The 11,445-nt window shown below is 74.6% G+C and carries 11 protein-coding genes; 8 read left to right on the top strand and 3 right to left on the bottom strand.

What is annotated here, in order from left to right:
• Positions 1-77: 77 nt before the first annotated feature.
• Positions 78-728 carry an NAD(P)-dependent oxidoreductase gene (locus tag ACZ4M3_RS15860; protein ID WP_467732869.1) on the bottom strand — a complete coding sequence of 217 codons (651 nt, stop codon included), beginning with the start codon at positions 726-728 and terminating at the stop codon, positions 78-80.
• A gap of 69 nt (positions 729-797) precedes the next feature.
• On the opposite strand from ACZ4M3_RS15860, the gene ACZ4M3_RS15865 reads away from it, so the two are divergent.
• Positions 798-1,403 carry a TetR/AcrR family transcriptional regulator gene (locus ACZ4M3_RS15865; protein ID WP_467732871.1) on the top strand — a complete coding sequence of 202 codons (606 nt, stop codon included), beginning with the start codon at positions 798-800 and terminating at the stop codon, positions 1,401-1,403.
• On the opposite strand, the gene ACZ4M3_RS15870 is transcribed toward ACZ4M3_RS15865, so the two are convergent.
• Positions 1,393-2,268 (bottom strand): carbohydrate kinase family protein, encoded by an 876-nt coding sequence (locus ACZ4M3_RS15870; protein WP_467732873.1) that lies wholly within the window; start codon positions 2,266-2,268, stop codon positions 1,393-1,395. The two genes, ACZ4M3_RS15865 and ACZ4M3_RS15870, sit on opposite strands and share 11 nt — an antisense overlap.
• Before the next feature lie 82 nt (positions 2,269-2,350).
• Here ACZ4M3_RS15870 and ACZ4M3_RS15875 point away from each other — a divergent pair, with 82 nt between their 5' ends.
• Positions 2,351-2,782 (top strand): Rieske (2Fe-2S) protein, encoded by a 432-nt coding sequence (locus tag ACZ4M3_RS15875; RefSeq protein WP_467732875.1) that lies wholly within the window; start codon positions 2,351-2,353, stop codon positions 2,780-2,782.
• 22 nt (positions 2,783-2,804) lie between these two features.
• On the opposite strand, the gene ACZ4M3_RS15880 is transcribed toward ACZ4M3_RS15875, so the two are convergent.
• Entirely contained in the window at positions 2,805-3,743 is a 939-nt protein-coding gene (locus tag ACZ4M3_RS15880) for a hypothetical protein (protein WP_467732876.1), read from the bottom strand.
• Between the two features lie 229 nt (positions 3,744-3,972).
• Between ACZ4M3_RS15880 and ACZ4M3_RS15885 the strand changes: the two genes are divergently transcribed.
• The 6 genes from ACZ4M3_RS15885 (at position 3,973) to whiA (ending at position 11,425) form a co-directional block, all read left to right on the top strand.
• Positions 3,973-4,563: a papain-like cysteine protease family protein gene (locus ACZ4M3_RS15885; protein ID WP_467732877.1), complete on the top strand. Its 591-nt coding sequence runs from the start codon at positions 3,973-3,975 to the stop codon at positions 4,561-4,563.
• Between the two features lie 4 nt (positions 4,564-4,567).
• Positions 4,568-5,356, top strand: coding sequence for a hypothetical protein (locus tag ACZ4M3_RS15890; RefSeq protein ID WP_467732878.1), 789 nt, complete (start codon positions 4,568-4,570; stop codon positions 5,354-5,356).
• Between the two features lie 1,038 nt (positions 5,357-6,394).
• A complete protein-coding gene (uvrC, locus tag ACZ4M3_RS15895) occupies positions 6,395-8,404 on the top strand; it encodes an excinuclease ABC subunit UvrC (protein ID WP_467732879.1) in 2,010 nt (669 codons plus the stop codon).
• Complete coding sequence (gene rapZ / locus ACZ4M3_RS15900; RefSeq protein ID WP_467732880.1) at positions 8,401-9,378, top strand: RNase adapter RapZ; 978 nt, start codon at positions 8,401-8,403, stop codon at positions 9,376-9,378. The genes uvrC and rapZ overlap by 4 nt, the downstream gene beginning before the upstream one ends.
• Positions 9,375-10,439, top strand: coding sequence for a gluconeogenesis factor YvcK family protein (locus ACZ4M3_RS15905; protein WP_467732881.1), 1,065 nt, complete (start codon positions 9,375-9,377; stop codon positions 10,437-10,439). The genes rapZ and ACZ4M3_RS15905 overlap by 4 nt, the downstream gene beginning before the upstream one ends.
• Positions 10,430-11,425, top strand: a complete 996-nt coding sequence (gene whiA, locus ACZ4M3_RS15910) for a DNA-binding protein WhiA (protein ID WP_030237199.1) — start codon at positions 10,430-10,432, stop codon at positions 11,423-11,425. The genes ACZ4M3_RS15905 and whiA overlap by 10 nt, the downstream gene beginning before the upstream one ends.
• Positions 11,426-11,445: the final 20 nt, after the last annotated feature.

The raw sequence follows: 11,445 nt of genomic DNA on the forward strand, positions 1-11,445 counted from the left end.
GGCGGGGGGACGCTTCCCCCCGCCCGCCCCGGTTCCGGCGGGTTCCGCGGGCGCCATCCCGAGGCCTCCCGCCGGACTCAGGCCGCCACGCCCACCGGCTGCCGGACGGTGGCCGGATCCGTCAGGGAGGCCAGGAGGGCGTCCGCGACGTCCGCGCGGGCGATGACCCGGCCGCCCGGCACGTTGGCCCCGATCACCCGGCGGTAGCGCCCCGTACCCGGCCGGTTCAGCAGCCGCGGCGGGCGGATCACCGTCCACTGCGTGCCGCTCGAACTGATCGTCGCCTCCATCGCCGCGAGGTCCGCGTACAGATCGCGCAGCGCCCGGCGCAGCAGGGGCATGAAGACCTTCCGGGCCAGCACCCCGTCCTGCGGCACGTCCGGTCCGACGGGCGCCGCGCTGACCGCGGCGAGGCGGCTCACCCCGGCCCGGTCCATGGCCGACACGATGGCCCGCAGTGCGGGCCCGGCAACCGGCGCCAGCCGCGCCTGCTTGTTGCTCGGGGAGCCCAGCGCCGAGATCACCGCAGCCTGCCCGGTGAGGACGGGGACCAGCGCCTCCTCGTCCGTCAGGTCGGGCACCACCGCCACCCGGAGCCGTTCGTGCGCGGGCACCGGCAGCCGGGCCGGGTCGCGGACCACCGCCGTCACCTCGTGACCGGCATCGAGCGCCTGGCGGACGACTTCGGTCCCGACGCCGCCCGTGGCTCCGAACACCGTGAGTTTCATGGCTGAGCTCCTGCCTCCCCGTGGGTGGGTGAGTATTCACTCACCCCTGATCACCCTTAGAGTGAGTGAATGCTCACCTCGAAGTCAAGCCGTCCCACCCCCGAGCGGCTGCTCGACGCGGCGGAGACGCTCATGCGCACCGTCGGCCTGGCCAACACCACCACCAAGGCCATAGCCCGTGAGGCGGGCTGCTCGGAGGCCGCGCTCTACAAGCACTACGCCAACAAGGAGGAGCTTTTCGTCCGCGTCCTCATGGAGCGCACCCCCAACGCCGGACCGCTCATGGCCGAGCTCGGCGCGGAGCACGACGGGCGCCCGGTCGAGGAGGGCCTCGTCTCCATCGCCCGCCATGCCGCCCTCTTCTACGCCGACGCCATGCCCATGGCCGCCTCGCTCTTCGCGGAGCCCGCACTGCTGACCCGGCACCGCGAGGGCGTCCAGCAGATCGGCACCGGCCCGCACGTCATCCGGGACGCCCTGGCCGGGCACCTGCGCCGGGAGCGTGAGCGCGGGCGGCTGCGCCCGGACGCCGATCCGGAGGCCGCCGCCGCGCTGCTGCTCGGCGCCTGCTTCCAGCGGGCCTTCTTCCTGCACTTCTCGGGGGAGGAAGTGGTGCGCCCGGTCGAGGAGTTCGCCTCCGCCGTGGCCGGCACCCTCTGGGCGGCTATCCGTTGAGCTCCGCCGCGTACGGGGGTTCCGCGCCGGCCCGGGTGCAGGTCAGCGCCGCCGCGCGGGCCGCGTAGGCCAGTACGTCCGGCCAGTCCACCTGCCCGGAGGGCCCCGCCAGCCGGTGCAGCAGCGCAGCGTTGACGGTGTCGCCCGCGCCGATCGTGTCGGCGACGGTCACCGGGCGGGCCGCCGCCGTGTGCTCCGCGCCCTCCCGCGTCCGTACCGTCAGCCCCGCGGCGCCGCGCGTCAGCACCACCGCCGAGGGGCCGGCCGCCAGCCAGTCGGGGATCCGGCCGCCGAGCCAGGCCGCGTCCTCCTCCGACAGCTTCAGCACGGAGACGTACGGGAGCCAGCGCAGGAAGCGCGCGCGGTACGCGTCGGGGTCCGCGATCAGCGCCGGGCGGACGTTCGGGTCCAGCAGGGTCAGCAGCCCGCGCCCGGACTCCCGGCGCAGCAGGGCCTCGTACGCGCTCGCGCCCGGCTCCAGCACGAGGGAACAGGTCCCGAGCGCGAGGGCCCGTACGCCGGAGGGGAGCGCGGGCGGCAGGCTGAACAGCCGGTCGGCCGTGCCCTCGACGTAGAAGCGGTACGCCGCCGAGCCGTCCGGAGCCAGCGAGGGCACGGCCAGCGTGGTCGGCTCCGGCCCGCGCTGGACCAGCGAGAGGTCCACCCCGGCGGCTCGCAGTCCGGCCAGCAGGCTCTCGCCGAAACCGTCGGTGGACACCCTGGAGCAGAAGGCGACCCGCTCGCCGAGCCGCCCCAGCGCCAGTGCGGTGTTGTACGGCCCGCCGCCCGGCCGGGGCGCGAGGGCTCCGGGCGGCTCCGCGAGGGGCACCAGGTCGATCAGGGCTTCTCCACCGACGACGATCACGCGGGGGAAAGTACCCCATCGGGCGGCGGTATCGTCGGGTGGGCCCGGCCGGCCACCGGCCCCACGACACCAGGAGCAGCACATGTCCGCGTCCCAGCCCGCCGCCCGCCGTACCGTGCTCAAGGGCGCGGCCGCCCTCGCCGGGGCCGCCGGAGCCGGACTGACCCTCGCGGCCTGCTCCCCCGGGCCGGCCGGTGCGGCGGGCTCCCCGGGGGCCCCGGGCGAGCCGGTCGAGCTCGGCGCGGCGGCGGACGTCCCGGTCGGGGGCGCGAAGCTGTACCGGGAGCAGAAGCTCGTCGTCAGCTGCCCGGCGGCGGGCCAGTACAAGGCGTTCACCGCCCAGTGCACGCACGCGGGCTGCATCCTGGACAAGATCGTCGACGGGCAGGGCAGCTGCCCCTGCCACGGCAGCCGCTTCGACGTGACCACCGGCCAGGTGCTGCGCGGCCCGGCCGCCGACCCGCTGACGCCGGTCCCGGTCAAGGCGGAGGGCGGCAAGATCATCGCGGGCTGAGTCCGCAACAGCGGAGGACCGCTCAGTCCCAGTCCCAGGCGATGCCCAGGATGCCGCGCCGCACCGACTCCTCCACCAGGTGCACGGCCCGGTGGCGCCCGCTCGGGGTCAGGTCCGCCAGCGCGGTGCGCGGCGCGCCCGGACCGCTGCGGGTGAAGCGCCGGCAGCGCACCGGCAGCGCCGCCTCGTCGAAGCGGACCTGGAGCACGTACTGGCCGCCGGTGTAGCTGAATCCGCGTACGTACTCGGTGCAGCGGCCGCCCGTGCCGTCCTCGAAGCCGTAGCCGAAGAGGTACGTGTCGCCGGCCCGCAGCCGGGCATCGAAGAGCAGCTCGGCGACCGTCACCCCGGCCTCGCGGTGCCACCGCACCCGGCCGGTCCGGCAGTTCTCGCCCGCGCGGACGCGGATCCGCTCCGGGTCGCAGCCCGGGTCGCCGTGGTGGACGGCGAGGTAGCGGTCGATGCCGTCGCGGTGGGCCCGTACGACGTGCTGCGAGGCGCGGTCCAGCAGCTCACCGCCCGCGCCGACGCGTACCCGCTCGTGGTGGCCGACCGTGTGGAGGCCGCCGTCCGTGGGCAGTTCCAGGCCGGCCAACAGCTCGTCGACCGCCGCGCCGGCGCTGACCAGCGCCCGGTACGGGCGGGCCGGTGGCCGGTCCGCGGCCGACCGGGCGGCCGCGGGGGCCGACAGCAGCCGCAGTAACGTTCCCTCGGGCAACTCCAGGATCGGCTCCAGGGCCCGTACGGCTTTCAGCGACTCGGCGCGCTGCGGGCGCCGGGCCCCCTGCTGCCAGTAGCTGAGGCTGGTCACGCCGACCCTGATGCCCTGGGCCGCCAGCCGGTGCTGCACCCGGTGCAGGGGCAGCCCGCGGGCGGTGAGCGCGGCGCGCAGCGCGAGGTGGAAGGGGCCGGCGCGCAGCAGTCGCGGCAGGTCGGGGTCGCCGTCGGCGGACGGTCGCACGGCGCGCTCCTTCCTGTGAACGTTCACGTGCGGCGGGGCGGGGGCAGCGGCGGTGGCCTCTGGGGTCCAGGTGACGGGACGGTCGCCGTTCACACCGGAGCCCCGCCGTTCACACCGCGATCTCACCGTGCATTGAAGCCTGTTGACCTGATCGCGACAACACCCTGATGCTCCTCCTCAGCGTCCGGACGCGCTCCTCCATCCCCACTCCCCCCACGGGAGGAACGCGATGCGCAACCCCCACCGGCGGCTTTCCCTGGCCGCCTTCCTCACCGCCCTGCTGTTCGCCCTGCCCGCCGGCACCGCCACCGCCGCCGATGCCGGCCCGCAGTCCGCCCTCTCCTACAACCGGCTCAACATCACGATGCAGGCGCAGCAGAAGACGAACTGGTGCTGGGCCGCCTCCGGCAACACCATCGCCACCTGGTTCGGCCGCACCTACAGCCAGAACCAGTTCTGCAACGCCGCCTTCAACCGCCAGCAGGGCACCGAGTGCCCCAACAACCAGGCGACCTTGGGCAACGTCCAGACCGCCCTGCGCTGGGCGGGCATCAACTCCGGCTCCTACGTGACCGGCTGGCTCCAGTACTCGACCGTCCAGAACGAGATCAACGCCAACCGGCCGGTGGAGACCCGTATCCAGTGGTCCAACGGGGGCGGGCACATGCACGTCCTGTACGGGTACGACACGGCCAACAGCTGGGTGTACTGGGGCGACCCGTGGCCCTCCAACGACCGCTACAACTGGGCCTCCCACGCCTGGTACGTCGACAACAGCACCTTCTCCTGGACCCACTCGCTCTACCGGATCGGAGCGTGACCGCGTGAACGCCCAGCAGCTGCGTACCGCCGCCGTCGCGGTCCTCGCCACCGCCGCCGCCTGCCTGGCGGTGGCCCCGCCGGCCCAGGCGGCCCCCGTGCCCCAGCCGCAGTCCGCGACCGCCGAGGTCAAGGCGGCCGCGGGGCAGGCGGCGGCCGCGCCCGGAACACTGGCCACCCTGTCCCGGTTCTTCGCGCGGGAGGGCAAGGTCGCCGTCAGCGCCGCGCAGCCGCGGGTGGAGGGCGAGGCGATCCCGGTGAACTACCTCTCGCCCGACTTCGTGGCGGGCAAGGCCGGGGCGCCGGTCGCCCGGCTGGAGTTCCTCGCCAGCCAGGCGGTCTCCTCGGACGGCCAGCGGGCCGCGCTGTGGACGGCGCGGACGGAGGCCGGGTGGCAGGTGGTGAACATCGCCACCGGTGACGACGAGTTCCGCTACGCGCGGCTCGGCGCGGAGAAACTGCCGGGCGGGACGGTGTTCCGGGAGCCGCAGATCGACGCGTGGTACGTGGCCCAGGGCGCGCGGGTGCTGCCGCTGGACGAGGACGCGGAGCGGGCCGTGGGCGCCGGGGGCACGACCCTGGCCGCCTACCGGACGCGGGTCGCGCGGGCGTACGGGGACAAGCTGCCGGGCTCGGCGTACGCGAAGGCCGGCCGGGCCGGGGGCTACGCGGACGGCTCCGCCGGTACCCCGGGCGCCCCTGCCGGTGCCGCGGGTGCCGCCGGCGCCGCGGGTGCACTGGCGCTGGGCGGAGCGGGAGCCCTGCTCCTGCGCCGCCGCACGCTGCGGGCATAGCCCCCGGGGGCCTGCCGTACCGCCAGGGCGGCAGGCCTGGGGCCGGGCGCCCGGCCTTGCCCTGGACGGCAGGCCCCGCCGGGTAGCCCCGCCGCCTTCGCACGACGGCAGACCCTCGCCCCGCCGGGCGGGGGTGCTGCTGCGCCGCCGCCGACGCTGCGGACACAGCCGCCCCGGGTCCGCCGTACCGCCAGGACGGCAGGCCCCGGGCCAGGCGCCCGGTCTTGCCTGGACGGCAGGCCCCGCCCCGCCAGGGCGGCCGGGCCCTCCCACGACGGCAGGTCCCCGGTCGGGGCGCCGCCCGGTCTGCCCCGCGACAGTAGGCCCGCTGCCACCAGGTCCCGTCCGGGTGGGACAGGCCACGCCGCCCCGCCGCCCCGCCGGGCCGACGGGCCGGGCGCGCCCCGCGGGGCTGCTCCCCGCCCCGCCCCATCCACGTCTCCTGGGGCTCCGCCCCAGCCCCGGCCCGGGGTTGCGCGGGCCTTGCGGGCCCGCTCCCCGTCCGGGTATCCCCAAGGCCCGCACCGGCAGGCGGACGCGGTATCCGTGCGTTGCCCGCGCCCGGGGTTCCGGGTGGACGCGGCCCCGCCCCCCCGTTGGTACGGAGTGGCCTCGGGCTGCGGCACGTCTCCCGGGCTCCGCCGCCCCAGTGCCGTCCTGGCGCGCAGCCGAGCGGGGCACGTCGGGTGGCCCGCCCCAGTCCCGGCCCGGGGTTGCGCGGGCCTTGCGGGCCCGCTCCCCGTCCCGGCGCCCCACATCCGTGCGTTGCCCGGGCCCGGGGTCTTCCGGCTCCGGTCCCGCGGACTCCGCCGCCCGCCCGGCACGGTGGGCCGCCGGCCGGGGCGCCGCGGGGGCGCGGGTGTCCGTCGGGGCGGGCGCTGACGTACACCCATGTCCCCGGCACGGGCGGGCAGCACCGGCCCCGGCACGGGCGGGCAGCACCGGCCCCGGCACGGGCGGGCAGCCCCGCGACCGGAAGTGGCCGGCGGGTCGGGGCGCGGGGGTGGGTTGTCCGTGGGCGACAGTAGGGTGGTTGGCATGGCCGACCCTTCCAGCTACCGCCCCCAGCCGGGGCAGATCCCCGACTCCCCCGGGGTCTACAAGTTCCGCGACGAGCACCGCCGGGTGATCTACGTCGGGAAGGCCAAGAGCCTGCGCCAGCGCCTGGCCAGCTACTTCCAGGACGTCGCGAACCTGCACCCCCGTACCGCCACCATGGTGACGACGGCCGCCGCCGTGGAATGGACCGTCGTCTCCACCGAGGTCGAGGCGCTCCAGCTCGAATACTCCTGGATCAAGGAGTTCGACCCCCGGTTCAACGTCAAGTACCGCGACGACAAGAGCTACCCCTCCCTCGCCGTCACCATGAACGAGGAGTACCCGCGGGTCCAGGTCATGCGGGGGCCCAAGAAGAAGGGCGTGCGCTACTTCGGTCCCTACGGCCACGCCTGGGCCATCCGCGAGACCGTCGACCTCATGTTGCGGGTCTTCCCCGTGCGGACCTGCTCCGCCGGGGTGTTCAAGCGGTCCGCGCAGATCGGCCGGCCCTGCCTGCTCGGCTACATCGGCAAGTGCTCCGCGCCCTGTGTCGGCCGGGTCACCCCCGAGGAGCACCGCGAACTAGCCGAGGACTTCTGCGACTTCATGGCCGGCCGCACCGGTACGTACCTCGCCCGGCTCGAAGCGCAGATGCACGAGGCCGCCGAGGACATGGAGTACGAGAAGGCCGCCCGGCTGCGCGACGACATAGGCGCACTGCGCCGGGCCATGGAGAAGAACGCCGTCGTGCTCGCCGACGCCACCGACGCCGACCTCATCGCCGTCGCCGAGGACGAGCTCGAAGCCGCCGTGCAGATCTTCCACGTACGCGGCGGCCGGGTCCGCGGCCAGCGCGGATGGGTCACCGACAAGGTCGAGGCCGTCGACACCGCAGGGCTCGTCGAGCACGCGCTCCAGCAGCTGTACGGGGAGGAGAAGGGCGAGGCCGTCCCCAAGGAGGTGCTGGTCCCCGCCCTGCCCGAGGACACGCCCGTGCTGAGCCAGTGGCTCGCCGAGCGGCGCGGCGCCCAGGTCAGCCTGCGCATCCCGCAGCGCGGCGACAAGAAGGCCCTCATGGAGACCGTCCACCGCAACGCGCAGCAGTCCCTCGCCCTGCACAAGACCAAGCGGGCCGCCGACCTCACCACCCGCTCCCGCGCCCTGGAGGAGATCGCCGAGGCCCTGGAGCTGGACGGCGCGCCGCTGCGCATCGAGTGCTTCGACATCTCGCACCTCCAGGGCGACGACGTGGTGGCCTCCATGGTCGTCTTCGAGGACGGGCTGGCCCGCAAGAGCGAGTACCGGCGCTTCCAGATCAAGACGTTCGAGGGACAGGACGACGTCCGGTCCATGCACGAGGTGGTCTCCCGGCGCTTCCGGCGCTACCTCCAGGAGAAGCTGAAGACCGGCGAGTGGTCCCCCGAGGACGCGGAGGCGGACGGGGTGCCGGAGGACGACGGGCGCCCCAAGCGCTTCGCGTACCCGCCGCAGCTCGTCGTGGTCGACGGCGGCCGTCCGCAGGTCACGGCCGCCAAGCGGGCCCTGGAGGAGCTGGGGATCGACGACGTGGCCGTGTGCGGCCTCGCGAAGCGGCTGGAGGAGGTGTGGCTGCCCGGCGAGGACGACCCGGTGGTGCTGCCCCGCACCAGCGAGGGCCTCTACCTGCTCCAGCGGGTACGTGACGAAGCCCACCGCTTCGCCATCCAGTACCAGCGCAACAAGCGCGGCAAGCGGTTCAAGGCGGGCCCGCTGGACGAGGTGCCGGGCCTCGGCGAGAGCCGCAAGCAGGCCCTGATCAAGCACTTCGGTTCGGTGAAGAAGCTGAGAGCGGCGACAATCGACCAGATCTGCGAGGTTCCGGGCATAGGCCGTAAGACGGCCGAGACCGTGGCCGCCGCGCTCGCCCGGGCCGTCCCCGCCCGTCCTGCCGTCAACATGGCGACAGGAGAGATCATTGAGGATGAGCCTCCCGCACCGGCGGGAGCGTCCGAACGGGGGACAACGCCATGACCGAGCGCCCAGCGAACGAACACGCAGTGGACCAGAACGAGACCGAGCACGACCGAGACGGAGCACAGGTGAGTACGGGCACGACAGTGGAGCCCGGCGATACCGCCGAGGCGGCCATCCCCGAGCTGGTGATCATCTCCGGGATGTCCGGGGCCGGCCGCAGTACCGCGGCCAAGTGCCTGGAGGACCTCGGCTGGTTCGTCGTGGACAACCTCCCGCCGGCGCTCATCCCCACCATGGTGGAGCTGGGCGCCCGCTCGCAGGGCAACGTGGCGCGCATCGCCGTCGTCGTCGACGTCCGGGGCCGCCAGTTCTTCGACGCCCTGCGCGAGTCCCTCGCCGACCTGGAGGCCCGCGGGGTCACCCGCCGCATCGTCTTCCTGGAGTCCTCCGACGACGCGCTGGTCCGCCGCTTCGAGTCGGTCCGCCGCCCGCACCCGCTCCAGGGCGACGGGCGCATCGTCGACGGCATCGCCGCCGAGCGCGACCTGCTGCGCGAGCTGCGCGGCGACGCCGACCTGGTCATCGACACCTCCAGCCTGAACGTGCACGAGCTGCGCGCCAAGATGGACGCCCAGTTCGCCGGCGACGAGGAGCCCGAGCTGCGGGCCACCGTCATGTCCTTCGGCTACAAGTACGGCCTCCCCGTCGACGCGGACCTCGTCGTCGACTGCCGCTTCATCCCCAACCCGCACTGGGTCCCGGAGCTGCGCCCCTTCACCGGGCTCAACGCGGAGGTGTCGGGGTACGTCTTCAGCCAGCCCGGCGCCAAGGAGTTCCTCGACCGGTACACCGAGCTGCTCCAGCTCATCGCCACCGGCTACCGCCGTGAGGGCAAGCGGTACGTGACCATCGCGGTCGGCTGTACGGGCGGCAAGCACCGCAGCGTGGCCATGTCCGAGAAGCTAGCGGCCCGCCTCGCCTCCGAGGGAGTAGAGACCGTCGTCGTCCACCGGGACATGGGGCGCGAGTGACCGGACGTTCCCTGCGCCTGCGCCGTCTGCGCCGGCTCGCCCCGGGCCGGGGCGAGGACGGCGCGGGCCGCACCGGACGCCGCGCGGCCGCCAAGGTGGTCGCGCCCAAGGTCGTCGCCCTCGGCGGGGGCATGGGCCTGTCGGCCTCCCTCGCCGCGCTGCGCCGGATCACCGGCGAGCTCACCGCCGTCGTCACCGTCGCCGACGACGGCGGCTCCAGCGGCCGGCTCCGCGAGGAGCTCGGCGTACTGCCCCCCGGGGACCTGCGCAAGGCGCTCGCCGCGCTGTGCGGGGACGACGAGTGGGGCCAGACCTGGTCGCGGGTCATCCAGCACCGCTTCCAGTCCGCGGGCGACCTGCACGAGCACGCGGTCGGCAACCTGCTGATCGTCGCCCTGTGGGAGCAGCTCGGCGACCCCGTGCAGGCGCTCGACCTGGTCGGCAAGCTGCTCGGCGCGCAGGGCCGGGTGCTGCCGATGTCGGCGGTCCCGCTGGAGCTCCAGGCGCTGGTCAAGGGCCACGACCCGGCGCGCCCGGAGGACGTGGACACCGTACGGGGGCAGGCCACGGTGGCCCTTACCCCCGGCGAGGTGCTGTCCGTGCAGGTCGTCCCCGGCGATCCGCCGGCCGTTCCGGAGGCGGTCGCGGCCGTGCTCGACGCCGACTGGGTGGTGCTCGGTCCGGGGTCCTGGTTCTCCTCGGTGATTCCGCACCTGCTGGTGCCGGAACTGCTCGACGCGCTCATCGCGACGAAGGCCCGCAGGGTGCTCTCGCTGAACCTCGCGCCGCAGCCCGGTGAAACAGAGGGCTTCTCTCCGCAGCGTCATTTGGAGGTTTTGGCCCGACACGCCCCTAAACTCGCCCTGGACGTGGTGCTGGCCGACGAGGCCGCCGTGCCCGACCGCGAGTCCCTGGCCGATGCCGCCAAACGGTTCGGCGCCGCGGTCGAGCTGGCGCCCGTGGCCAGGCCGGACGGGGCTCCGAAGCACGATCCGGAGCTGCTGGCCGCCGCGTACGACCGTATTTTTCGGATGCATGGAAGGATCGGCCCATGGCGATGACGCCCGCGGTGAAGGATGAGATCTCCCGCCTCCCCGTCACCCGGACCTGCTGCAGGAAGGCGGAGGTCTCGGCGATCCTTCGGTTCGCGGGCGGGCTGCACCTGGTGAGCGGCCGCATCGTCATCGAGGCGGAGCTGGACACCGGCATCGCCGCCCGGCGCCTGCGCAAGGACATCCTGGAGATCTTCGGGCACTCCTCCGACCTCGTGGTGATGGCTCCGGGCGGGCTGCGCCGCGGCAGCCGGTTCGTCGTCCGTGTCGTGGCGGGCGGGGACCAGCTGGCCCGGCAGACCGGCCTCGTGGACGGCCGCGGCCGCCCCATCCGGGGGCTGCCCCCGCAGGTCGTTTCCGGGGCCACCTGTGACGCCGAGGCGGCCTGGCGCGGCGCCTTCCTGGCCCACGGCTCGCTCACCGAGCCCGGCCGGTCCTCTTCCCTCGAAGTCACCTGCCCGGGCCCGGAGGCCGCCCTGGCCCTGGTGGGCGCCGCCCGCAGGCTCTCGATCGCCGCCAAGGCGCGCGAGGTGCGCGGGGTGGACCGGGTCGTGGTCCGCGACGGTGACGCGATCGGTGCGCTGCTGACCCGGCTGGGTGCGCACGAGTCGGTGCTGGCCTGGGAGGAGCGCCGGATGCGGCGCGAGGTGCGGGCCACCGCCAACCGCCTCGCCAACTTCGACGACGCCAACCTGCGCCGGTCGGCGCGGGCCGCGGTGGCCGCCGGCGCGCGGGTGCAGCGCGCCCTGGAGATCCTGGGCGAGGAGGTCCCCGAGCACCTCGCCGCCGCCGGCCGGCTGCGCATGGAGCACAAGCAGGCCTCCCTGGAGGAGCTGGGCGCGCTCGCCGACCCGCCGCTGACCAAGGACGCGGTCGCGGGCCGGATCCGGCGGCTGCTGGCGATGGCGGACAAGCGGGCGCAGGACCTGGGCATCCCGGGCACCGAGTCGAACCTCGACCTCAGCGAGGAACTGGCCGACAACATGGCCGGCTGATTTCCCTCCCCGTCAGACAG

The organism is Streptomyces sp. NPDC026522 (genome assembly GCF_055567555.1).

Excerpts from the sequence above, each read along its gene's own strand:
- ACZ4M3_RS15860 (WP_467732869.1), bottom strand. The coding sequence starts at position 728 with ATGAAACTCACGGTGTTCGGAGCCACGGGCGGCGTCGGGACCGAAGTC.
- whiA (WP_030237199.1), top strand. The coding sequence starts at position 10,430 with ATGGCGATGACGCCCGCGGTGAAGGATGAGATCTCCCGCCTCCCCGTC.
- ACZ4M3_RS15885 (WP_467732877.1), top strand. The coding sequence starts at position 3,973 with ATGCGCAACCCCCACCGGCGGCTTTCCCTGGCCGCCTTCCTCACCGCC.
- ACZ4M3_RS15875 (WP_467732875.1), top strand. The coding sequence starts at position 2,351 with ATGTCCGCGTCCCAGCCCGCCGCCCGCCGTACCGTGCTCAAGGGCGCG.
- rapZ (WP_467732880.1), top strand. The coding sequence starts at position 8,401 with ATGACCGAGCGCCCAGCGAACGAACACGCAGTGGACCAGAACGAGACC.
- ACZ4M3_RS15865 (WP_467732871.1), top strand. The coding sequence starts at position 798 with ATGCTCACCTCGAAGTCAAGCCGTCCCACCCCCGAGCGGCTGCTCGAC.
- uvrC (WP_467732879.1), top strand. The coding sequence starts at position 6,395 with ATGGCCGACCCTTCCAGCTACCGCCCCCAGCCGGGGCAGATCCCCGAC.